General features: G+C 47.0%; 16 protein-coding genes. 3 read left to right on the forward strand and 13 right to left on the reverse strand.

The genetic code is table 11. The features are described from left to right. Positions 1-44 precede the first annotated feature (44 nt). The 13 genes from QZ367_RS05360 to QZ367_RS05420 all read right to left on the reverse strand — a co-directional run bounded on the left by QZ367_RS05360 (position 45) and on the right by QZ367_RS05420 (position 20,249). Positions 45-2,963: a RecB-like helicase gene (locus QZ367_RS05360; protein ID WP_291938343.1), complete on the reverse strand. Its 2,919-nt coding sequence runs from the start codon at positions 2,961-2,963 to the stop codon at positions 45-47. Further along, a complete protein-coding gene (locus QZ367_RS05365; protein ID WP_291938345.1) occupies positions 2,950-5,859 on the reverse strand; it encodes a PD-(D/E)XK nuclease family protein in 2,910 nt (969 codons plus the stop codon). Before QZ367_RS05365 ends, QZ367_RS05360 begins: the two co-directional genes overlap by 14 nt. Positions 5,860-6,135: 276 nt before the next feature. Further along, positions 6,136-6,819: a response regulator transcription factor gene (locus QZ367_RS05370; RefSeq protein ID WP_291938348.1), complete on the reverse strand. Its 684-nt coding sequence runs from the start codon at positions 6,817-6,819 to the stop codon at positions 6,136-6,138. Positions 6,820-7,667: 848 nt separating this feature from the next. Then, complete coding sequence (gene carA / locus QZ367_RS05375; protein WP_291938350.1) at positions 7,668-8,786, reverse strand: glutamine-hydrolyzing carbamoyl-phosphate synthase small subunit; 1,119 nt, start codon at positions 8,784-8,786, stop codon at positions 7,668-7,670. Continuing rightward, positions 8,786-9,337 carry a DUF507 family protein gene (locus tag QZ367_RS05380; RefSeq protein WP_291938351.1) on the reverse strand — a complete coding sequence of 184 codons (552 nt, stop codon included), beginning with the start codon at positions 9,335-9,337 and terminating at the stop codon, positions 8,786-8,788. Before QZ367_RS05380 ends, carA begins: the two co-directional genes overlap by 1 nt. Before the next feature lie 75 nt (positions 9,338-9,412). Continuing rightward, complete coding sequence (locus QZ367_RS05385) at positions 9,413-10,663, reverse strand: adenylosuccinate synthase (protein ID WP_291938352.1); 1,251 nt, start codon at positions 10,661-10,663, stop codon at positions 9,413-9,415. Continuing rightward, positions 10,660-11,523, reverse strand: coding sequence for an ATP phosphoribosyltransferase regulatory subunit (locus tag QZ367_RS05390; RefSeq protein ID WP_291938354.1), 864 nt, complete (start codon positions 11,521-11,523; stop codon positions 10,660-10,662). Before QZ367_RS05390 ends, QZ367_RS05385 begins: the two co-directional genes overlap by 4 nt. After that, positions 11,520-15,587: a diguanylate cyclase gene (locus tag QZ367_RS05395; RefSeq protein WP_291938356.1), complete on the reverse strand. Its 4,068-nt coding sequence runs from the start codon at positions 15,585-15,587 to the stop codon at positions 11,520-11,522. Before QZ367_RS05395 ends, QZ367_RS05390 begins: the two co-directional genes overlap by 4 nt. A gap of 51 nt (positions 15,588-15,638) precedes the next feature. Further along, positions 15,639-16,328, reverse strand: coding sequence for a molybdate ABC transporter permease subunit (gene modB, locus QZ367_RS05400; protein WP_291938358.1), 690 nt, complete (start codon positions 16,326-16,328; stop codon positions 15,639-15,641). 1,036 nt (positions 16,329-17,364) lie between these two features. Beyond that, positions 17,365-18,213, reverse strand: a complete 849-nt coding sequence (locus QZ367_RS05405) for an ABC transporter ATP-binding protein (RefSeq protein WP_291938360.1) — start codon at positions 18,211-18,213, stop codon at positions 17,365-17,367. Further along, complete coding sequence (locus tag QZ367_RS05410; protein WP_291938362.1) at positions 18,200-18,592, reverse strand: hypothetical protein; 393 nt, start codon at positions 18,590-18,592, stop codon at positions 18,200-18,202. Before QZ367_RS05410 ends, QZ367_RS05405 begins: the two co-directional genes overlap by 14 nt. Next, on the reverse strand, positions 18,592-19,359 hold the full coding sequence (modA, locus tag QZ367_RS05415; protein WP_291938364.1) for a molybdate ABC transporter substrate-binding protein: 768 nt from the start codon (positions 19,357-19,359) through the stop codon (positions 18,592-18,594). Before modA ends, QZ367_RS05410 begins: the two co-directional genes overlap by 1 nt. Positions 19,360-19,460: 101 nt before the next feature. After that, the gene (locus QZ367_RS05420) at positions 19,461-20,249 is read right to left on the reverse strand and encodes a TOBE domain-containing protein (RefSeq protein WP_291938366.1); all 789 of its coding nucleotides are present in this window, start codon (positions 20,247-20,249) and stop codon (positions 19,461-19,463) included. 183 nt (positions 20,250-20,432) lie between these two features. Between QZ367_RS05420 and QZ367_RS05425 the strand changes: the two genes are divergently transcribed. The 3 genes from QZ367_RS05425 to QZ367_RS05435 are packed head-to-tail and all read left to right on the forward strand — an operon-like array spanning position 20,433 to position 24,546. Next, positions 20,433-21,152, forward strand: coding sequence for a VacJ family lipoprotein (locus tag QZ367_RS05425; RefSeq protein ID WP_291938368.1), 720 nt, complete (start codon positions 20,433-20,435; stop codon positions 21,150-21,152). A gap of 2 nt (positions 21,153-21,154) precedes the next feature. After that, entirely contained in the window at positions 21,155-21,739 is a 585-nt protein-coding gene (locus tag QZ367_RS05430; protein ID WP_291938369.1) for an ABC transporter substrate-binding protein, read from the forward strand. A 23-nt stretch (positions 21,740-21,762) separates the two neighbouring features. Continuing rightward, positions 21,763-24,546: an MMPL family transporter gene (locus QZ367_RS05435; RefSeq protein ID WP_291938370.1), complete on the forward strand. Its 2,784-nt coding sequence runs from the start codon at positions 21,763-21,765 to the stop codon at positions 24,544-24,546. Positions 24,547-24,701: the final 155 nt, after the last annotated feature.

Consider the following 24,701-nt stretch of genomic DNA (forward strand, 5'->3'; position numbering starts at 1 on the left):
TCTTTAATCTATCTGCGCTCAAATTTCATCTAAGCTTTAAAATTTTATCCCTCTTCATTTACTTCGATCAGCCTAGCACCCGCAGCTTCGAGAGCCAGCACGAAGGCGCGCACCCGCGCATGCGGATAAAAATCTCGGATTACGCTTTTATATCGCGCCACTTGAGCTTTGTTTTGCGCGAGGTATTTTTCGGAGCTTTTGTAGTCAAAAAGCAAAATTTCATCCTGCCCAAAGCACGCCAGATCCACGCGCAAAAGTTCACCCTCCGCGCTTTTGATCGGCATCTCTTTATAAGCTTTAGCGCCTCTTATCAGAGCTAAAAATTCCTCGTTTTTGCTTAGTCCTAGCGCCCGCGCCGCGATATTTTCAAAATCCGCATCGTTTAAAAATTTAGCGTATCGACCTCTTGCCAGGCTCACTCCTCGCAAAATTTCATCCGCTGCAAAGCCTTCGCTCATCTCGAGCGCATAGTGCAGCGCCTCGCCGAAATATATCGCGCTTAGCGCCTCCGTTTCACCGCCGTCTGCTTTTTCTTGCGCGCCTTGAGGTTCGCCCGCTACTAGCGCGATTTTTTTTCGCGACGACTGCTCTTCTGATTTTACGGAGCTTGGGATTACGTAGCCGTATTGAAAATCCGGGATATCCAGCCACTCCACGACGCCCGCACCCTTAGTCTTTTTAGCGTAAGGCGAAAAAAAGCTATAATTGTATTGATCTATTTTTTCCTCGGAGCGTTTTACGATGATGAGCGAGCGTTCGGCGCGGGTAAATGCCACGTAGAGCTTGTTTATGTCCTCTTCATGCGCAGAGCGATCGTTTTCATCCATTAGCGCCGCAAATTCCGCATCCAGGCTCTTTCTGCTCGCAAATTTATAAAAAATTCTCCACTTATGCGTGGTAAAATCATAGTCCGTCGCGAGCTTTGAGCTCTCACCCCGGTCTTTTCCTCCGATGCGGTCGCAAACGATTACGTGTGGGAACTGAAGCCCCTTGGACTTATGCACGGTCATAATTTTAATGCCGCTTTGTTCTTTGGAAAATACCTCCGTTTCGTCGTTTGCAAACAGATACTCGCTAAAACTATTAAATTTTGCCAGCGTCTCAAAAAATAGCAACAGATCCGGATCGACAAAATTTAATTTCAGCGAGCTAGCTATAAATTCTGCCGTTTTTTGCGCGTTTCTATGCAGATCGACCGCTATTTTTTTAAGCCGCCTACCCAAAATCGCTTCGGCATTTCGCAGATAAATTTTATCGCCACCTACGCAAAATTTCGCGTATTGAATTACGGCATTTACCTGCTCGCTGCAACGCAGAGCCTTATTTGAGCCGCTGCAAACCTCGCAGAATTCTGATAGCATCTCTTTTAGTGCGCTTACATGCTCGTTTTTCCAGCATAAAATCGCGATATCATCAGCTCTTACGCCGCACTCCTCAACAAGCCTGCGCGCTTGCTCCGCAGCCCCCTTTAGCACGTCGTCGTATGAAAACGCTGCTACATAGCCGTAATCATCGCTTTGCACCTCAAATAGTGGCATTTGTGGATGAGAAAGAGGATAATCCTTAATTTTTTGCAGCACCGAAGCAGGCAGATCGTCATCTAGCTTATTTGCCGCGATTTGATCTTCATAAGACGCAAATTTATCGCGCAAGATCTCATTTACAAATTTTACGATAAGTTTTAAACTGCGATAATTGCGCGGCAGGCTCTGCGTTTTGATTTGACTAAACTGCTCGCGCAAAATATCAAAAATTTTTCTCTCTGCGCCGCGAAATTTATAGATGCTCTGTTTTTTATCGCCTACGTAAAAAAAGCTACCGCAGCGCTCTTCCGCCCCTTTGCCGGCAAGCGCTTCAGAGATTAGCGGCAGCATGATTTCATACTGGCAAATGTCGGTATCTTGGAATTCGTCAATTAAAATATGCGTGATTTTAGAATCGAGCCTGAAATACAAAAGCTCGCGATTGCCCTGCAACGCCTCTGCGCTCGGATTTAGCAGCGAGTGCACTGCTGCGGTGACATCGCCGAATGTAAGCTTACCACTTTTGCGCTGCACCGATTTAAGCGCTTCGGCATAAATTTTAATTAGTCCTGCCAGCTTAACTGCATATGTCGCATCCATCCACGCTATTTCGCGAGCTATGGCGTCTTTCAGCCTTGCTAGCTCACCGTCAAGATACGAAATTTTTTTAAGCTGTGAGCGCGGATAATCGAAACTGCCGTTGGCAAGAGCCGAAAGAATGAAGCCCGAAGATAATTTTGACAAATCGCTAACAGGGCTTAGCCCATTTACGGCTCCAGCGCTTACGCCCGCATCTCTCGCCGCTTTTTGCAAGTGAGATAAAATTTCATTTATCTCTGCCAGCGCGGAGCTTTGGGGAAGCGTGGGCGGATTTATGCTTATATCGCCTCTCCAAATGCTTTGCAAGCTATTTAAAAACTCGTTCTTTGTCATTCCTGAATCACTTACATAATCCACGACCTCTCTTAGTAGCGTTTCGTTTTTACAAATCGCGCCTAAAAACGCCGCCTGCTGCACACCCAAAATCCCTTCATCGTTTTCAAAGCTTGGATCAATGCCGCTGTTTAGCGCAAAGGAGCGTAGAGCTTTTGCAAAAAACGCATCAAAGGTAAAGATATTTAAGCTTTCGCTTAAAAATTTTGGGCTCAGCCGCTCTTGCGCTGCCAAAACCTCATCCGCGCTCATATTTAGATCCTCGCAAATTTGCTCCAGCTCGGGGCTTGGCACAAGGGCGCCGTCGCGCACGACAAGCAAATTTTGAAATTTCTCCACGATGCGCGTTTTCATCTCAGCAGCAGCTTTTTTGGTGAAGGTAAGCGCTAAAATTTCATTGATCGGCTCGCCTTTTAGAACCAGCTCGATGAACCTCACTGCGAGATTGAAGGTCTTGCCGCTGCCTGCGCTCGCTTCAAGCGCCAGATAGTTTTCAAATTTTGCCATCGATCTGCCCCTTGCAAATGATTTTATAATCGCAGTATTCGCAGCTTTGCACCACTTCCGTGCGCGTAAAAGCGACCTCGCTTGCAAATTCCTTGCCGATAGAGCTTAGCGTCTCGCGTAGATTTTCTAAGCTAGGCGTTTTGTCGCCAGGAGCCGCAAACGCGCAATCTTTTAGCGACAGATAGGCGCATTCGCACTCCTGGGCTAAAAGCGCGCGGTAAAATGTAAGCTGGAATTTTTCCATATGCTTTTTAGCTGAACCGCGTTTGTAATCGATGATAAACTTCCGCCCTGTCTTGTCTTCGTCAATGCGGTCGATCCGCCCGCTCAGCCGCACTCCGTCAAGCTCGCCTTTTAGTGGTATTTCACTACCGCTAAAGCTCCAAATTTGCTCATGCCCTTCCAAAAGCCTAGCTAGCTTTTCTACAGCTTTTAGCTCAAGCTCCGCATCAAAGCGCGCGATACCCACTTCTCGCGCGAGCTGCGAATAAATAGAGCGAAATTTTTGCATGCTAAATTTCATCCCCGCTCGCTCATATAAACGCTGAAAACTCGTATGCAAAATTTTGCCTAAAAGCGCATTATCCTCGCCAAATTTTAGCCCCTCCCTCAACCCGAAAACGTAGCGGTAATAATACTTCCTCTTGCATTCTAAAAACGTATCCAGCCGCGAAAACGACAGCTCCTCGGCAAAAAAATCATGGCAAGCCACGGGATCTTCTTGTCCGCATAAGGCGGGCTTAAATTCCTCTCGCCCAAAAAGCCGCAAATAATCCTCCTGCGAAAATTCCGCGTCTTGTTGCACTTCAAAGCTTTTCAAAAACCGCGAAGGCAATTTCTCGACGCTTTGCAGATAGCAAATCGCGCTTTTTTTAGCGCCTCTTAGCAAGCCGTCGTAGTAAAATCTTTGTAAATTTTCGCGATCTACGTGGCTGATGAGCCCCGCTCTAGCGCGCAAAGCGGAGTTTAAAAACATCTCTCCGCTACTGCGCTTAGGCACCAGATCATCATTAAAATCGGGGATTATCACGCCGTCAAATTGTAGCCCACGGCTCTCTAAAAGCCCCATTACCGTAACCTTTCCGCCACGAACATCATCAAGCTTAATGCGCGAAATTTCTAACAAAAAAAGATCGATTAGATTGCCCAAGCTTAGGTTTTCGTCCTTAAATTTTCGAAGTAAAATTTTAATTAGATATAGCGGCTCTTTTAGCTTTTCTTGCAGCAGCGCGTCGCTAATTTTAGGTAAACAAGCGAGCTTGGCAATTAGCGCCTCGAAATGCTCGAAGCTTACTTGCTTTGAAAAATCGCGCGCGAACTCGCCAAAAAGCGCCTCATCCACACCCACACTCGCAAAAAACAGATCAAGCTCCTGCGGGTTTGGGCGCTGCAGATACTCATCTGCGCCCTCGCGTATTTTAGAGCGCCTAAAGCGATCACGCTGCTCAGGGCTTTTTGAATACCCATCTTCTTCCTCAAGCTCTATATGCTCCCGCTGCATAGAGTATTTTAGGCTCTCTTGCTGCTTTAAAAGCTCTTGCTGTTTTGCACGAGCCGAATAATCGCGCTGCTGCGCACACTCCAAAGACTCTTGAAACTCCGTAAAATCCAAAGAAAAGCTTTGTTCTCCCGCGCTATGCGTGCGTTCTGCCGAAATTTCACGCAGAATTTCAAAATTTTCCGTATTTTCAAACGCCCCTGCAGACATAAAATTTAAATCCGCTTTAGAATTTGAAAAAATTTCGCAATCAAACGCGGAATTTTGCTGTGCTAAATTTTGTGAAATAGAATTCTCCGAAGCGAAATTCCCTAGCGCTAAATTTTGCTGTACCGCGGAATCCTCCGTATCCAAAAATTCTCCGCCTGGGCTTTTTAATGCGCGGTAATCTACGCCAAATTTTGGCGTGCGCGCCTCTTTTAAGCACTGCGAAATTTTCTCTAGCGTTACGTAAAATAGGCTATCTTTAAGCTTCTCGCCCATCGCGAAATTTAGCATGCGGTGCGAGCCGCGAGCCCTTGCGATGCGCTCGTCGTAAAGCCGCAGCGTGCCGGCAAAGCTCTCGTCGGGCAAAATCACCGCGATGCGCTCCGGCGCAATGCCCGCGCGTACGAAGGATGAAATTTTTTCAAAAACGTAGCTCGCCTGCAAGCTTCGCAGCTCAAAGCCTCTACACACAACCGCTCCGCCCACGCTTAGCGGCTCGCGGCTTAAAATTTCACCAGTACCAAGATTTACGCGGTATGCAAAACCTAGCTCTAGGCTTATGCCACAAAGCTCCTCCACTGCGCGCACGGGCTTGGAATTTAAAGTCGTGGCTCTAAAGCTCAACACAACCTCGCTAAGCTCCGCCGCGCGCTTAAAAATCTCGAACTCAAATGCGCTAGGATTGCCGTCGATTTTGATTTCTATCCGCTCAAATCCGCGCAAATAGGACTCATTTATCTCATAAAGCGCGGGCAGCGTGATCTCGTCGTAAAATCCATGCTCGCGCAAAATCCTTGCATACGCCCCCGCTAGCTCTCGCAGAATTTCAAAATGCTCGGCGTACCACGCGTAGGTGTCGCTAAGATCGAGCGCATCGATACTCACGCGCTCCGTCGCAAGCTCCTTGAAAAAACCAAAAAGATACTCGCGGTTGCGCATAAACTCGTAAAGCTCGTTAGGGAATTTAAGCCTCTCGCCTGCGCGCTTGCTCTCGTTTACCGCTTGTTTCATAAAAAGCGCGCGGTCTATCTCGCCGCAAGCGACAAGATCCGGTACAAAAAGCGCCTTTTCGTAGAATTCCGCCAACGTAATCCTTGGTGCCAGCACGCCGCCACTCTCGTTTTGTAGCGCCGCGCGTAGCGCACGCGAGCTGGTGTAGACAAAGAGATTTTTAGAGGGCAAATTTTTCAAAACAAATCCTTTATGGGCGATTCGCAGAACGCGGAATTTTGCGATATTTTAGCAAGAAATTTTTAGTTTGGGCTTTTAAGCAAAGAAGTTTTTGAAAAGCTTGAGAGGCTAAATTTTATCAAGTCAAATTTAGCAAGTTGGATGAGCGTAAAATTTTAATCTGCGGCGCTTTGAGCGCAAAATTCCAACTCGCTCCGCATTAATCGCGGCATATTTCGACGCAAAATTTTACGAGTGGATTCCGTAAATTACAAAGCGGCAAAAACGCGATCAAATTTAAGCGGGCTCAAGATCGATCTTGTATCCCAGGCTCGGGACGTTTTTTATGATTTCGCCTCCCACTTTATCGCGGATACGCTTGACGAAGGTGCGAAGCGCCGTATCACTCACGGCTCCTTCGGTCCAGACATAATGCTTGATCTCCTCGTAAAGTACCAGCTCGCCCACGCGACTGGCTAGCAGCGAGACAAAAGAAAGCTCCTTTTTAGTAAGCACGATCTGCTCGCCATCCTTCAGCAAAATACGGCGAAGCCCGTCAAATACGTAGCCCGCACCCATATTTACGACTCGTACAGAGTCCAGCTTAGACTTCATCAGCGCACTTATCTCTAGCACAAATGCGGCGATATCTACCGGCTTAAAGTAATACCGCTCGACGCCAATCTCCATAACGCCTTTTAGCTGCTCCTCCCTACTGAAGCCGCTAAGCACCACGATAGGAGCATGCGGAAAGATCTGCTTGATCTGGCGTATCATCTCAAGCCCATCCTCGATCGGCATTAAAATGTCGGTAATGACGAGATTAGGGCTAAATTTTTTGAATTTTTTTACACCTTCAAGCCCGTTTTGGGCATTGTAAACGTTGTTAAAAATACCCTCAAACGCCTTATGCAGCGAGGCTAGTAATTTAGTATCATCCTCGACTAGCAAGACGTCCAGCTCTTTTAAAGCGCAGCTCATAGCAGACCCCTCAAGGCGAAATTTCAAACGAAATTCTTTCAAATTTTCTCTTTTATTGAGCTTAAAATAATGTTAAGTTAAAAATTTAATTTCATAAAGTAACACAACTCTTATTTTAGGTCAAATATGGGCGGGATTAAAAAAGAAGCGCGAGTAAAAACTGCAGCATAGAGATGGGCAAAATTTAAAGTGATGCGAGCTAAATCTTATCGGTGCGAAAAAGATTTAAGAGCGGCTGAAAGTAAAATTCCAAAGCTGGCGCAGGTAAAATTTCACTACGCGGCGGAGCGGAATTTTATTTTAGGCAAATGGCTTTTAGAGGGAAATGAAACAGCGCCGATAAGGTTTTAGCAGGTAAACGGCGTTAGATAAAATTTTACAGGCGGCAAGGCGTTCATTTGCATAACTTGACGGCAACAAGACGACTTCTAAATTTAAACGGCTTAAGACTGCGCGAAATGTACCGCAGGATCTGTTTTAAAAGGGCTAAGTGCGTCAAGCCAATTTTTAAATTTAAAAACGCATGAAATTTAGCCGCGCATGCGCTTAAAAGCTACGTGGAAGCAAAATCGCGCAAATGAAAAGCATGCGGCGCGCAGCCGGTTTAAATTTAAAATCGCGACTAGCACAGATCGCTTCATCCAAAAAGCTGCTTAATCCAAAATCACCGCGGCAATCCTCAGTCTGCAAAAGTGCGCTTTACTCACTACTCCGACTTGCGATTATCCAGGCTGCGACAGGCTTTAAATTTACGACGCAAAGACCGCGTTAGAATTTAAAGCTTGCCGCAAATTTAAAATTTTACCGCGCGATCGCGGTAAAATTTCATGCAGGCAAAATTTCAAAAATCATAAAATTTCAAGAAATTCTTTGAAGATATATTTGCTCTCGGTAGGCCCCGCGCTGGCTTCCGGGTGGTGCTGCACCGAAAATACGGGATAGTCTTTGTAGCGCACCCCCTCGATCGTACCGTCGAAAAGATTGCGGTGCGTGATCTCGCAGATCTGCGCGATCGTCTCGGGGACGTTGTAGTTGTGGTTTTGCGCAGTGATCTCGATCGATTTGGTGCGTAGGTTTTGCACGGGGTGGTTTGCGCCGTGCTGGCCGAATTTCAGCTTGTAGGTCTCATATCCCATCGCGTTGCTTAGCAGCTGATGACCTAGGCAAATTCCAAAAATCGGCACGCGCGCTTCGACCATCTTTTTGATCTGCGCGATCTCCTCTTTGAGCATGCGCGGCTCGCCCGGGCCGTTTGATAAAAACACGCCGTCGATCTGCCCCTCTTTAAATTTGGCGATCAGCACTTCCGCTTTAACGTCGTGCGGGAAAACCTCGACGCCGAGCCCCAGATCGCAAAGCTCGTTGAGAATGTTTCGCTTGACGCCGTAATCGATCACGGCTATCTTTTTGCCGCAGCTTGCGGGCTGAGCGTAGCTTCCGCGCTCGGCATCCCAGCGACCCGATGTGTGTTTATATGGCGCCTTCGTGCTTACGATGCTTACGTAGTTGATCTCCTCTATGCGCGCAGACTCGCTAAGTGCCTTTTTAAGAGCCGCCTTATCGCTGATTTCGGTCGAAACGAAGGCGCGCAGACTGCCCTCGTCGCGCAGCATCTTGGTTAAAAATCTAGTGTCGATGTCGTAAACGCCGAATTTTCCGTTTTGCAGAAAATAATCTTCTAGGCTCATCTGCGAGCGGAAATTTGAAGGCTCGTTGTTAAAATTTCTTACGAAAATTCCGCTGGCGTGGATTTTGGAGCTTTCCTTGTCGTTTTCGTTGATGCCTACGATGCCGATTTCGGGCATAGTGAAAATAATAAACTGCCCCGCGTAGCTGGGATCCGAGATGATCTCCTCGTAGCCCGTGGCGGAGGTGTTAAACACGAGCTCGCCGAATGCGCTGCCGCCTTTGCCGAACGCCTTAGCTTGCAGGTAGATGCCGTTTTCTATGTAGATATACGCGTTCATTACAGCATGCCCCGTTTTCTTAGCTCCTCTTCGTAGAGCTTTTCAAACACAAGCTCGTATTCTTCGGTACCTGGGATCAATTTTTGCTTGTAGCCATCGATCTTTTCATAGACCGCATCCTCAATCTTTTGATAATTTTTAAGATATTCGTCGATCGCGTTATAAATTATCGTCTTCAGCCTGTTTTCGGAGACTTTGTAATCGATCAAATTTTTCTTCCAAACGGTTTCTAAAATTTTATGCGATATGGTGCCGTAGCGATCCTCGAAATTTAGCTCAAAATTCTCGTCGTTTGCGATGTGGCGTTTGATGAGCCAAAACATATCTTTTTTATTCACGCTCATCTCATCTAGCTCGCTTATGCGCTCATCTATCAGCTCATTCGCGCGCTCATCTATCGCTCTTTCTTTTTGCAGATCGGCTCTTATGATCTCGTCTGCTTCCTTGGCGACGGGCTCTATGCCTGCACTAAGCGTAACACAGCCCGAGTTTAGCAGATCCAGCGCTATTTTATGCGCGATATATGGCACGTGTGGTAGTCGTATTCGCATGATCGTTCCTTTAAATTCAGTTCTATGAGCGGTCGCGCCGCCCGCAACGGGTGAAATTTTAAAATTTCACTGGGTTTATAAAATTATCGTGTCGCTTCTTTCGGGACTGGTAGAGATAAAGCCCACTTTCGCGCCGCTTAGCTCCTCTATTTTGCGGATATAATTTTGCGCGTTTTGCGGCAGATCCTCAAATTTTGAAATTCCCTTGACGCTATTCCAGCCCGGCATCTGCTCATAAACCGGCTCGGCTGCTTCCAAATCGATCGGAAAATAATCGATCTCCTCGCCTTTATAGCGATATGCGCGGCAAATTTTAATACTCTCAAAGCCGTCTAATACATCAAGCTTCATCAGCGCGAGCTTGTCGATGCCGCTAAGGCGCACGGCGTATTTCGTAGCCACTCCGTCGAACCAGCCGCAGCGGCGCGCCCTACCCGTCGTGGTGCCGTACTCTTTGCCAATCTCACGCATCGCCTCGCCTTGCGGGCCTTTATCCTCGGTAGGAAACGCGCCGTTGCCCACGCGGGTGGTGTAGGCTTTTAAAATTCCCATCACCGTACCGATATCTTTCGGCGCGAGCCCGAGCCCGCTGCAAGCCCCGCCCGCGATAGTCGTCGAGCTCGTGACGTAAGGATAGGTGCCGTGATCGATATCAAGCAAGCTTCCTTGCGCGCCCTCTACGAGCACGCGCTTATCGTAATCAAGCGCTTTCCACAGCATGTGCGTGGTATCGGCGATGTATGGCTCGAGCGCGCTTTTATAGCGCTTTAGCTCCTCGTAAATTTCAATCTTGCTAGGAATTTTAACCCCCGCTTTTTCAAAAACGCTCTCATGCGAAGCAAAATCCCGCGATAGCGCCTCGGCAAGCCTTTCAGGCTCCAAAAGCTCGATCATTCTGTGTCCGTAGCGCGCGATCTTATCGGCATACGCAGGTCCTATGCCCTTGCCGGTAGTGCCGATCGCGAGCTCGCCCTTACTCTTTTCGCGCGCCTGATCGATCAGCGAGTGGTACTGTAAATTTAAAAACGCCTTCTCGCTTATGAAAAATCTGCCCTTTAAATTTTCAAACTGCGCCATCTCGGTAATCAGCACGTCGGGATTGATAACGACACCGTTTCCGATGATGTTGATGATATTTTTGTGAAGCACACCGCTGGGTACCAGATGCAGCGCAAATTTCTCGCCGTTTATGACGATGGTGTGGCCCGCGTTGTGCCCGCCGCTGCTGCGGCATACGAAATCGTAATTCACGCTTATCATATCTACGATCTTGCCCTTGCCCTCATCGCCCCACTGGGCGCCGATGACTACGTCAACTTTGCTCATTTTTCATCCTTTTGCATAATTTTTTCTATCAAAGCATCTACTAGCAGCGCAAAGCCGCTGGATTTTAGCCCGTCAATCTCGTAATTTCCGCCGTTACAATACACCGCGCCCGCGTCTAAAAATCTAAAAAATAGCGCATCGTAATAGCGCATTTTAGAGTAATACAGCAGCGAAACACGTATATTGTCGTAATCTACGCCTAAATTTAAAATTTCATCCAAACACGGCTTTAGCTCTTCAGGCACCTGCGCGCGCAGATCCTGCACGTCCTTTAGCGACGTGGCGCGAGCCGTAGCGTCCAGCCAAGGCAAATTTTGCTCAAGCAGCGTCTCAATCTTGCCCTTTTCAAAAATTTCAAGCGGCAGGTTTAAAATTTCGCAAATTTTTTTGGGAATCTCGATATTGCTTAGCTGAAGCGCGGGCATAAGATCAAATTCTTTAAAAAATTCCTGCGCGATTTTGATCGCAAGCGGCAGGTTTTTCTCCCCGATTAGCTCCGCGCCGATCTGATAAAACTCGTCACTTGGGTATTTGAAAGTAGGCTGCACATAAAATAGCCTCCTTAGCTTATCGTCTTTCAGCCGTTTGCGCACGATGCGCACGACGTCCACGGTGCTGTCTGCGCGAAGCGCAAGCTCGTGGTTCGTGGGATCGGAGAGCTTTAGAAGCTTTTGCGGCGCGACGCTTAGGTGCTGATGATATGAAAAATATGGCGTTAAAATTTCGCTAAAGCCGTTTTTAACGAGGATTTCGCTCGCTTTATTTTCCAGCTCACGCTTGAGCTGCGCGCTCTTTCCGAAATACAGCCTCGAGCCGTTTGGTATCTCGTGATCGAAATCGGCGCTAACGCTATCTATCATGCTGCCTCCAAATCGCTTATGAACTGATTCAGCCGCGTTTTAAAGCCCTGAATGAAGCTTACTAAAGCGCGATAATCAAGCGAAAGAATATCTAAAATTTGCTTACGTATTTCTGTATTTAGCGCAAATTTTTCGCTGCCCGCGCTTTGAGTTTTATTTAAAATTTCGCCGAATTTTGCTCTAAAGCCTTCAAACTCTCCGGGGCTCAGATCGCCTGCATCAGCGCGCGAAACGAAGCTTAAAGCAAGCTCTTTGTAATCAAGCGCGTTTAAAAAGCTGATAAACTCATCTTTGTCGATGGCTGCGAGCTTGGGCGTATCTTTAAAGCGCGCAATGAAAGCGTCTATCTCTCTGCGATCAAGCGCTTTTGCGATAAAATTTCCCTGAAGATAGTTAAATTTCAAATTGTTTAAGAGCCGCAGCGACAGCGCGTTTTCGACCCCTTGAGCGCCGAGAGCAAAACCAAACTCCCGCTTTAGCTTGCCTGTGATCTCCACCATCGTTCGGATAGCATTTTTTTTCTTGCCTATGTCAAGGCAGAGCTCGCGGTCGATTTTAACGACATCGAAAGGCTGGGCATTCAGGAATGGGATATTGCTTTTATTTGCACTATTAAGAGCAAATTTAACCCCAAGATCTGCATAACGCCCACGCGCAGGGGCGAATTCCTTAAAATTTTGCTCGCTAAAATCGGTTATCTCAAACATCAACTCGCCTTTTGCATTAGCTCTGTCTCGCAAGCTGTGAGCTACGAAATCGTAAAATTCGTCGTTTGTAAGCACGGCTAAACTTACGTTTATAGAGCAGTTTGCGCCCGTTTGAGCGTTAAATTCCATCATCTTTGAAAACGCAAATTTTGAGATCGGCAACTCAAATCGCGGCTCGCTTAATATCTGCGCAAAATCCTGTGGGGCAAGAATTCCGCGCTTTCCGCGATCCCAGCGTAAAAGCAGCTCATATCCGTAAATCTGCGCTCCGCTAATGATCGGCTGATAGAGCACAAAAAACTCCCCCTCTTCGATCGCCGCAGCAATCCCTTCCTCGCTAGATTCATCTGCTTCGGCGCGCTCAAAGATGCAGTAGCGGTTTTTGCCGCTCGTTTTAGCGCGATACATCGCCCTATCTGCGCGCGATAAAAGTCCTGGAAAATCGATCTTTTCGCTGCCGTCGTAAAACGCTGCGCCAACGCTGATGCTTGCGCTAATTTCGTTGCCTTTGAGGTTAAATTTTATCTTTGAAATTCCAAGCAGACGATCTAATAGCACATGCGCGGCATCCTTACTTTGCAGATCGCCAATGATAGCGCCAAACTCATCGCCGCCTAGGCGCGCTAAGATATCGCCTTTGCGCAGTAGCCCGCTCATCGCCTTTGAGATCGCTTGTAAAAACATATCGCCGACCTCGTGCCCGTAGGTGTCGTTGATCGCCTTAAAGCCGTCAAAATCGATGAAAAGCACCGCCATAAGCTTGGAATTTTCGCCCGAGTTTGCCGTAAATCTCTGCGCAGCCTTCATAAAATACACTCTGTTCGGAAGCCCGGTAAGCGCGTCGTGATGGGCGATCTTGGCTAGCTCGCTCTCTTTTTGCTTGATCTGCGAAATTTCGGTAAACATCAAGATGAAATTTGAAGTAAGCGAAAAATCATCCTTTATCGCAATTGCCGTAAATAGCGCAGGAAAGGTGCCACCACCTCTTTTTAGTCCGTAAATTTCATCTTTGTAAGAGGTCTGTTTGCCGACGAGATTTTTTCTAATCCTCTCCATCACGTCTGCTCCGCCCTCCGTAGGAGCGAAGAAATTTGGAATTTTGCCGATGGTCTGGCTTTCGCTATAGCCGGTGATTTCATAAAAGGCGTTATTAGCGCGCAGCACTCGACCGCTCTCATCTGTGATTAAGATTGCCTCTAGCGAGCGCGAAAAGACGTTGGCGTTTAAATTTAACTCCAGCTCCGTCTGCTTGCGCGAGCTAATATCTTCGAGCGTAGTTTTTACAAGGCGAGAGCGAGAGCCATGCTTTTCGGTGACGTAGCCTTGCATACTGATCCAAGTATAGGCATTAGCGGCGTTTCGCAGACGGAATTCGCAGCTAAAATCGCTCCTAAGCCCGGCGGTACATTCGCGGATCATTTTATTGAAATTTTCTAAATCCGCGAAGTAAATTTCATAACTAAACTCCCCAAAGCTCATCGCAGTGTTTAGCCTTTTGCCGCGATATTTTAAAATTTTAAAGTAATTTTTATCAAACGATAGCGTCTGCGCATCAAGATCGATTAAGCAGGTGCAAAAATTTCTAGTCTCGATTACCGTGCGGTAAAAGTCCAAATCCTCCTGCAAGCCGCGGATCGCCTTAACATCGTCATCGATATTTTGAAAATAAAACGCAGCCCTAGCGGCGGACTTTTTGACATAGATGCTCACTTCGTAGCTATAGCGGATATTGTCATTGTGGCGAATTTTATAGCTTTGAGAAAAGCTTAGCTCTTCTGCGGGCATATCGGCTAAGCGGTTTAAAATTTCGTTTTTAGCCTCATTCGCATCCTTTTCATCCAGCAAATCCCATAGCCTTATCTCGCCACTTAAAAACTGCGCCGCTTCGTAGCCCCAAAGCTCTTTTATATTTTTGCTAGCATCTACAATCTTGCCCGAAGTGTAGTCAAACACGAGCGTAACGATAGGCGCGTGATTTAAATACTCATATTTTTGCTTAGTCTCATCGTAAAATCTGCGATATTTTGACGCATCCAGCACCACAAAAAGGGTTGAAATTTTACTTCCGTCGCGGATATAAGATTTTTTTACATAAAGGTCTTTGACGCCATTTTTGGTTTCTTGGCGGGTTACGACATAGTTTTCTTTGACATAATTTGCGCGCTGGGTTTGATAGGCGTGATCATAAAACGAGCCTGCTTGCAGCGCGAATATATTCCGTCCTACGACGTCATCGCCGTAAAGCTCGCGCGCGCCATTACTAGCGCTTTCGATCGTGCCTGCTACATTATCGATGCTAAGCACCGAAAGGGAACTATATTTTAGCGCATCTTTAAAGCTGAGGCTAAAATCGCCGTGGCGCAAATTAGACTTCAAAACCTCATCTATGGATTTAGAAATTTCTAAGACGGAGTTTAGCGGGTTTAGCGCTTCTATATCGCGAATTTTGGAGTGGTAATCCCCTTGGCGCAGCGCGTTTTGAACTGCCGCAAGCGGGATAAAAACGCGCTTTTTTAAAAACGTAAAATTTGAAATTAGAAGGATTAAATAAGCTAAAATAGCCGCTGCTAGCGCTACGACGATAAAATCGTCCGCGCCTAAAAAATAGCCGGCTCGTTCGCGAGCCATTACGAAATTATCTCCAAATTTTGCAAGATAGGCAAAGCTTAGCCCAGATTCGTCTTCAAAGCTTACCACTTCGCCTAGACGCGAAAAATCAAAATCCTGCCCCAATATATCGGTTACGCTGCCAGGAGCGTTAAAGAATTTGCCTTCGGCATTAAAGACCAAAATATCTCCCAGCGAAGAGAGCCTGGCAATCGGCCTAGAGGTGTTGGCAAAGCCTAGCAGATATGAATCAGCGTTTACGCGCTTGATTAAAAAATACCGCCACGCCCCATCCATCATCATATAGCGCGATACCCATTCATCCTTTTTTAGCTCACTTGTGATATCCGCAAGCCGTATCTCGCCAAGATCCGAAATGCGCGCATCCGATGAAAAATATGCTAAGCTCTCCTGCTCCGCGCCGCGGGCGCGCAGATAAAAAATAGCGTCAAATCTATGAGAAGATTTTACGACGTTGCGGATCAAATCCGCATAAAGCTCGCTTTGCGCAGCCTCGTGCCTTGCGTCCAAAGAAAGGATATTTTCTTTTAAAATTTCAAGCTCGCTAAAAAGCGACTCGTCGGTATTTTTAAGTAAAGTAATCGCCGTGCGCGTCCGCAGATCAAGCTGCGTAGCGATCCTGGTGCGCAAAAAGCTAATCTCACAAACTACTACAAGCGTAAGCAGCGCAGCGCCTAGAATCAAGGCGGCGTTAAATCTTTCGGTAACGAAGTCTTTTTTGTTTTTCATGCCAAATTCCAAATTTTGCGGGATTTTAGCAAATTTCGTTTTAAAGCCTATTTAAGCTTTGATTTTCGCTCCGCGCGCACCCAAAAAATGCATAATCAAAAGCACTGCAAAGCTAAAAATAAGCATCAGCGCCGAATACGCGTGAGCCTGCGCAAAATCCAGCGTCTCAGTCGCTTCATAAATCGCGATGGAAGCGACCTTGGTCTGCTCGCTCACGCTGCCGCCGATCATCAGCACGACGCCGAACTCGCCCATCGTATGCGCAAAGCAGATCACTAAAGCGCTAAGCAGGGAGTGGCGTATCGCGGGCAACGCGACGCGAAAAAGCTTGGAAAAATAGCCCTTGTCTAGCGAATCGCACGCCCAAAAAAGCGAGCGCGGAAGCGAGCTAAAGCCCGAAACCAGCGGCGAAAACATAAACGGCAGCGAGTAGATGCAGCTCGCGATCACTAGCCCGCTGAAATTAAATACGAGCCGAAGCCCGAAGTGTTTGTCAAAAAACTCCCCTAGCACCGAATACGGCGATAGAAAAACGAGTAGATAAAAGCCTAGCACCGAGGGCGGAAGCACCAGAGGAAGCGAAATGATCGATTCGATCACGCTTTTGCCGCGGAAATTTTTTCTCGCCATAAAAAACGCGAGCGGCACGCAGATGATAAACAACGCGAGCGTCGTCAAGCTCGCAAGCTTTAATGAAACGAGAAACGGCGTGTAATCGAGCCCCTTTAGAATTTCAAACATTTATCCTCCGAGCCGAGCCGCTGGGCCCAAACTATAAAATCTTAAAAGCCTAGCCCTACTTTAAAATTTAGAGGCAAAGCTAGATAGAATTTGCGCAAACCACATAGCCATAAGGCTTTGCAAAATGAAATTCTGAAAAATTCTGCGCAGACCTAGCTGCGCAAGAGCTTTAGCGAAATGAAATTTTGAAAATTTCGTACAAGCTAAAGCGAGCGGAATTTATAAAAGTGCTTGGCTAATAAATTCCTTCAAGCGTGCAAATCCTGCTGAGCTTTTAAGCTCTCTACCAAGCTGGCAAATTTTTAAGACCACGAATTTTGCTGAGCTAAATTTCAAAAAGCTTCGCTAGGCTTTAAAACTTAAGCGGGCAGGATTTATCTGAGCGCAAATTTCACGCAAGATATAGCCAACGGCATTCTCTAAACAACTTAGTGGAATTACATTGAGCCTGACAAAACAAAATTTTAAAATTTCGCATAAACCCAAAAGACCCGGTTAATGAAATTTTGCCGCAGCTCTTATTAAGCGAGTTTAGCACGCAAGCTTCAAGCCGTTAGAGCTTTTAAAATTTCAAAGCCACAAAATCCAGGTAAAATTCTAAATCTGAAAATTTTAAGTTTGCGCGAAGCTTCACATTAAATTTTTTACCAAAATCGCATGATAGAATTCGCGCAACTCCTGCCAAAAAAGTAAGCTAAAAGCCGCTAAATTTAAAAATAAACCCACCACGCCAATTAATAAATTCAAAGAAGGAATTTAACGGCGCCTGTCTGCGCAAAATCTAAAATTTAAGCTTACTTTCCCCACGCTATCTAGTCTTGCATTGCGGTTTTACTCTAGCCTACGTTTAAATTTTGTGTTTCATGAAAATCTAAGCGCGATGCGAATGAAATTTTAAAATCTCACCGTATTTTGCGGGCAAATCTAGCTAAAATTTCGCAAAATCCCTCGTCTAAATTCCATAAAAGCCTGTATTTAAATCTCTAATCTAGTTGAAGTTTCCTACTTAGGCGCACCTAAAAGCTTGTCTGCAAGTTTAAATTTTACGCAAAGTGATATTAAAGGCTTTGGCACCCGCTTTGACCTCATCGCCTACTTGCAAGCCATCGGCTTCTGCATTGCTTAGCACCACTTCGCACAGCTGGCTGCCGATCGCTACGACAGCCACTTTGACCCCGTCGCGTGCTTGCAAATCAACAATCTTGCCCGCGAAAGAAAACTTCTGCGAGCCGCTAGTTTTAAGGAAAATTTCCTCCGGCGTACCGGTGCGGACGATCCTGCCGTCCTTCATCTCATAAACCCGCTTGCAAAGCCTATAAATCTCGCTTACGTCGTGGCTTACCAAAATCACGGTCTGATGAAACTGCTCGTGGATCTTTAGTAAATACTCTTGGATTTTTTCGCGCATCGTAAAATCAAGCGCCGAAAGTGGCTCGTCAAGTAGCAAAATTTCAGGCTCTTGCATCAGTGCGCGGGCAAGTGCTACGCGCTGCTTCTGTCCGCCGCTAAGACCCTCTACGCCAGATTTTACAAACTCGCTAAGCTCTAAAATTTCAAGCAACATTGCAGCTTTTTGCGGATCGTTTCTGGCAAAAAGTAGATTGCCCGTCACGCTCATATTCTCAAAAAGTGCGTAGTCTTGAAACAAAAAGCCGATCCTGCGCTTGCCCGCACTTAAGAATTCATTGCCTTCTTGTAGCACGCGATCGCCGTCTTTTATGCTACCACTATCTGCGCGCAAAAATCCAGCCAAAATGCGCAGCAGCGTAGTCTTACCGCTGCCGCTGCGCCCATATAGGCACACAAACGAGCCTTTGTTAATCTCTAAGCGAGCATCAATCGAGAAATCATCACTGATTTTTTTCTTACAATCAATCGTTATCATATTTTTCTATATATATCGCAGTGGCGCTAATGTATGCGAAAACCTCGTCGCCCTCGCGTAAAGCAAGCTCCTGCGCAGAATGCGCGCTAATGAGCACATCAAAGCTTATCTTGCCTTCAAACCTGAGCGTGCATAGAATTTCACCCAAGCTTAGGCTCGTAATCTTGCCGTGAATTTCATTTTCGCTAGATACACCACTTAGGGCTTCGCGAGATAAAAGCACATCGGTGCTTTTAAAGCCCACGTAAACTTCGCTACCCACCTTAAGCTCGCTACTTAGCTGCAGAAATACGCCACGTAGCTTGATACCGCCCGCGATAAATCCTACAGAATGGATGTCGTCTTTTTGTAAAATTTCGTTGATTCTCGCTCTAATCATTAAAACTCGTATCCGTATTTAGCAAAGATCGCCCTGCCCTTATCGCTTAGGATAAAATCATAAAACGCCTTGGCTTCGGCATTGTCTTTGGCGCGGTTTAGCACGACCATGCCTTGAGCTATCGGCTCGTAGAGGTCGGTACCAACCAAGACGAAATTTTCGCCCTCTTTGCAAGGCTTGCCGTTGCAGCCGTCCTTTGCCATCTTAGGCGCATACATCGCACTAGCCGCGATAAATCCGACGTCGGAAGCTTTAAGCGCTTGCGAAAGTGCCTCGCCGATCGATTTTGCTTCTACGATTTTGCCTTTAATCTCATCGTAAACTCTCGCTTTTTGGAAGGCCTGTACGCTTGCGGTGCCGTAAGGAGCGGTCTTTGGATTTGCTATGGAAATCGTTTTAACGCTAGGGTCTTTTAAAATTTCAAGCCCCTTGCTAAGATCTACGCCGCGCACGCTAAACATCGCCACTTTGCCTTTGGCGTAAGTTTTGGCAGGCGCCGTCGCAAAGCCCTCTTTATGCAGGTCGTCTGCAAATTTCATATCCGCCGCCATAAAAATATCAAACGGCGCGCCGTTTTTGATCTGCGTGCTAAGCGCACCGCTCGCACCCAAGCTCACGTTTAGCGTAGTTTGCGGATACAGCTTGGCAAATTCCGCCTTGATCTCGTCAAACGCATACGTCGTGTTCGCAGCGGCTGCGACGCTGACCTCGCCTGCGGTTAGCGCGCCTGCGGTTAAAATTCCTAAAAGCACTGCTTTTAACTTCATTTTATGCCTTTCGTTTCGGCTCTCGCCGAGAATTGAATTCTATCTAAAATTTTAAATTTGCGCCTTAAATTTTAAAATTTTGCGCACCCAATTTCACCCTATTACGCGCCAATAATGATCTCGCTAGGCTCGATGATCGCCGTTACTTCATCTCCTACTCCTAGAGCCATCGCGGTGGCAGATTCTCGCGTGATGATCGCGGTGATGCTTTGATGCGAGCTTGTGCCTAGACAGATCTCTGCGTTTACCGCGCCGATTTTGACCTTGCTAATCGTGCCCTTGATTTTATTCGTCGTGCTAAGTTTTAGCTTCTCCGAGACTCCTTTAGCGATGATGACGCTTGGAGCTTTGAATAAAAACAGCACGTCCTTGCCAGCTTTCAGCCCTAAATTCTTTTCGCTCTCCACGGTTACCGTCGCGCATAAAATTTCGCCGCCTGCGAGCTTAGCCGTGATTTGAGAATTTACAGCGCCCGTTTGAACATCCGTAATCTCAACGCTTAGCTGATTGCGTGCAGAAAGTTTCATACCGATCTTCTCTAGGCTTAAAAGACTCTCTTCGGTGATCTCATCAAGCTTTAAAATTTCACTCAAAAACGTCTCGCCCGCGTGGCTGATAGCATCATAGGCGCGAATCAGCTTGTGAGCGTATGGAGTGAGCTCGGAGCCGCTATTTTTCTTAGTGCCTTGAGTGCGGACGATGAGCGGCTTTTTGCTCGCATTGTTGATTAAATTTAGCGCATCCCAGCCGTTTTTATACGACACTCCTACGATCTCTGCGGCCTTTGTAATACTTTTAGTCTCATCTACGGCCTTAAGCAGCTTAATGTGCTTGGCTAGAAGCGATGTTTCCTTGCCAAGTAGGAATTCCAAAGCAAATTTTGCATCCATTTTCATCCTTTCTTATTTACTTTCGCGTGATTCTATAATATATCCTCTGATATATTTCTTAAAGAGCCACAGGCTTTATTCTGCGATATAAAGAGGGAAATTCTATACGAAATTTTACCCTTATTGACAAAATTTCTTTAAATTTGTAAAATCGCCACTTTGATTTATAAAGAAGGGTCGCATTTGAAATTTATAAAAATTCTATTCTTAGCCGCGGCATTGGCATTTTGCGGTTGTTCGCAAAAGCAAGACGCGGCGCCTAGCGATACGGATGGTTTTGACGAGGAGTTCGCGCAGCGTGAGGTTTTCGATCCACTTAGCGGCTATAACCGCGTTATGACGAGCTTCAACGACGTATTTTACTCATACATATTAACCCCCATAGCCAGCGGCTACGATTACGTAATGCCCGATCCGATCCAGGGCGCGTTTTCAAATTTTTTCTATAATATTTTATATCCGATGAGACTCGTAAATAACCTATTGCAGGGTAAATTTGAAAATTCTTGGGACGAGACGAAGCGGTTTTTGATCAATTCGACCGTCGGCTTCGGAGGACTTAACGATATGGCGGGCAAATACTACGGGATTTCGCGCCACGACGAGGATTTCGGGCAAACACTCGGGTATTGGGGCGTGCCGGCAGGTCCGCACATCGTCTGGCCGATTTTGGGACAAAGCAATCTACGCGATACAGCGGGACTTGTCGGAGATTATTTTTCAAACCCGATAAATTATATTAAAGATGGCACCGTTCGAAACTCCGTCAATGGATTTAGAATATTTAACGACTACTCGCGCGATCCGAAATTTTATGAAAAAATGACCAAAGATGCGGTGGATCTATATCCGTTTTTACGCGATGCTTACGAGCAAAATCGCGAGAAATTAATAAAGGAATAAAAATGAAAATTTTAAAAGTTCTAGCGCTTTGCGGAGCGCTTTTGATTTCGGCGCACGCTATTAGCGATGCGGATATCGAGCCGGTAATGAGCCAGAAGGTTGCCGAGGCCGTAGGTATTATGCGAAGCGGCGCACCCAAAGACGCAAAGCCTGCGAAAATTTTTGCGCTTTTTGACGGCTATTTTGATTATAAGATGATGGCAAAGCTTTCACTTGCTAAACATTACGTTAGCCTTAGCCCCGCGCAGATCGCGGAATTTAACAAGGCCTTCGAGGCGCATCTAAAGCGCTCCTTTATCGAAAAGCTTTCGCTTTATACCGATCAGGATATGAAGGTACTAAGTAAACAAAGCCCGAGCGATAAGCGCCGCGTGCTAAAAACGCAGGTCATCGGCGAGCAGAAAAACTACGACATAGATTTTAAATTTTATCCTAACGGCTCTGATTGGCGCATCTACGACGTCGATATCGTGGGCGTCAGCCTAATTCAGACCTACCGCTCGCAGCTTGGCGACGTAACGCAAAGCTTGGGCTTTGACGAGCTTATAAAGCGGCTAAATTCCACCGTCATCAATAGCGGCGAATAGCGACGCACTCAAAAGAGCGGTATTTGAAAAAAATCTTTCGCCTAATCGTCGCGTTTCCGAAAATCACGCTCGCGCTGTTTACGGCACTGGCGCTCTTTTTCGGATATTACTCCACAAAGCTAGAGATCGATGCTTCGAGCCAGACGCTTCTACTTGATAACGACGAGGACCTTCAAATTTGGCGCGAAGTATCCAAGCGCTACGAAACGCCGAATTTCTTAGTCGTCGCCTACACTCCCGCTGGCGATCTTTTAGCGCCTGAGACGATTCGTAAGATAGCGCGGATGGACGCGGCCTTTTCCAAACTGGATTTCGTCGCTAGCGTCACGGACATCACGAACGTGCCGCTTTTGCTAAACAGAAGCGAGGGAATGAGCGAGCTGCTTAAGCACATACCCACTCTTACCGACGCGGACGTAAATTTAACCGCGGCTAGGCGCGAGTTTGCCACGAGCCCCTTTTACGCGTCAAATTTAGTAAGCGCTGACCTTCACACTACCGCAATTTTAATAAATTTAAAGCCGCAGACCCGCTACGAGGAGCTTTTGCGACTAAGAGACGGAGCCAAAAGCTCTCTAGAGCAAGCAGAGCATGAGGGCAACCGCTCGGGGGCTCAAATTTCACAGCTTAAAGATGCACTTAAAGTTGCGGAGCAAAATTTTAAATCCTACCGCGACGAGCTGCGCGAAAAGGATCACCGAGATATTATGGCTTTGCGCGCGCTGATCGCGGGCTTTGAGAAGGAATTTGTGGGAGACCAATTGTTTTTGGGCGGACTGAATATGATCGCCGACGACATGGTAGGCTACGTCCGCTCGGATCTCGCGACCTACGGACTCGGCGCCTTGGTGCTTCTGCTAGCTTGCTTTTGGCTCTTTTTTAGACAGGCGAAATTTATCCTACTGCCGCTTATTATCTGCGCGTATTCGGTCGTGCTCGCAGCGGGATTATTCGGCTTTTTGAGCTTTGAAGTCACGGTCATTAGCTCAAATTTCATAGCGCTTCAGCTCATCATCACGGTTTCGGTCTGTATCCACCTAATCGTCGCCTACCGCGAGTTTAGCGCGCGCTTTCACGCATTTTCGCAGCGCCAGCTCGTTTACGCGGTGCTGCGCGAGCGCGCAAGACCCTGCTTTTTCGCAATCTTTACGACCGTTATCGGTTTTATGTCGCTAATTTTTTGCGATATAAAACCCGTAATTTCTCTGGGAATTATGATGAGCGTAGGCATCAGTATCTCGCTAGTTACGGCATTTGGAGTATTCGGTGCGGTTATGTCGCTTCTGCCGCGCACGCACAATAACCGCAGCTTCGAGCAGCACTTTAAATTTACGCTTTGGTGCGCCGAAACGGCGCTACGCAGCAGAGGCGCGGTCTATGGAGTGTGTGCTGCGGCGGTGATCTTTGGGCTGTACGGTATCTCGCAGCTGCGCGTCGAAAACAGCTTCATCGGCTACTTCAAAAAAAGCACCGACATCCGCGCAGGCATGGAGGTCATCGATACAAATCTCGGAGGAACGATCCCGCTTGATATCGTCGTTAAATTTAAAAGTGCGGGTGGCGCAAATCCCGCTAGCGAGAGTGGAAATTCCGCAAGCGGCGGCGCAAATTTTAAGAGCGGTGAAAATTCCAATCCCGCTGGACGAAATTTTACCGCGCATAATTCCGCTACTCAGAATTCTAACGCCACAGCGCAAAATTCTATTGCAGGAAATTCCGCACCTCAAAGTTCCGTTGCTGCGACGCAAAATTTAAATGATCAAAATTTTACCGAGCAAAGCTCCGCTGCGGCAGCGCAACTAAGCGGCACCGTAAATTTAGAGCAGAATTCCGCTGCGAGCGACGATTTTGGCGATTTCGAAGCCGAATACGCCGCCAACGAAAACAAGCCGCAGTATTGGTTCACCTCCGAAAAGATGCGTATCATCGGCAAAATAGATGATTTTTTGAAGGACAAAAACGTCACGGGGCACGAGTTTATCGGCAACGTAAGCTCGCTTGCGTCGCTTTTGAAGCTCGGCAAGCAGATTAATCAGGGGCGCGATCTGGACGATCTAAGCCTTGCTCTAATCTACTCTGAAATGCCGGCAAACTACCGCGAGATGGTGCTTTCGCCCTTTGTGAATATCGAAGCGAACGAGGCGCACTTTAGCGTCCGCACGATAGACAGCGATCCGCGCTTACGCAGAGCAAAATTCCTAAAAGATCTGCAAAGCGGGCTAAATTCTTTGCTCGAGGGCGAGCAGGCAAGCGCGCAGATTAGCGGCATAATGGTGCTTTACAACAATATGCTTCAAAGCCTGATGAGCTCGCAGATAGACACCCTGGGTATCACCGTGCTCGTGCTTTTCGTGCTTTTCGTGATCATCTTTCGCTCGCTGTCATATGCGCTCATCGCGATCGTCGTAAATTTGATCCCGCTTTGCGCCTGCTTCGGCATTATGGGGGTTGCGGGCATTCCACTAGATATCATGAGTATCACGATAGCGGCGATTAGCATCGGTATCGGCGTTGACGACGTCATCCACTATATCTATCGCTACAAGCGGGAGTTTGCGCGCAGCGGCGACGAGGCTACGGCGATCCGCGCGAGCCACGCAAGTATCGGATACGCGATGTATTATACGTCGTTTGCGATCATTTTAGGCTTTAGCGTGATGATGATGAGTAATTTCTGGCCTACGATCTACTTCGGGCTACTGATATGTTTGGTGATGAGCCTGCTGCTTTTGGGCGCGCTCATAATCCTACCTTCGCTAATAATGAGCCGAAAAGGGTTAAAATTTAGCCTCTTTAAAGCTAAATAAATTTTATCTCGCTATAATTCCCGCATTTGGAGAGGATGGCGACCTGGTGGCGTCTGCGGACTTCAAATCCGATAGGAGGGCGGTTGACCGTTTTCCGGGGGGTTCGATTCCCTCCCTCTCTCGCCGAATTCTTTTAAAAATTCCATCTTTAAATT

It is taken from the genome of Campylobacter sp. (genome assembly GCF_019423325.1).
In the GTDB taxonomy this organism is placed as follows: domain Bacteria; phylum Campylobacterota; class Campylobacteria; order Campylobacterales; family Campylobacteraceae; genus Campylobacter_B.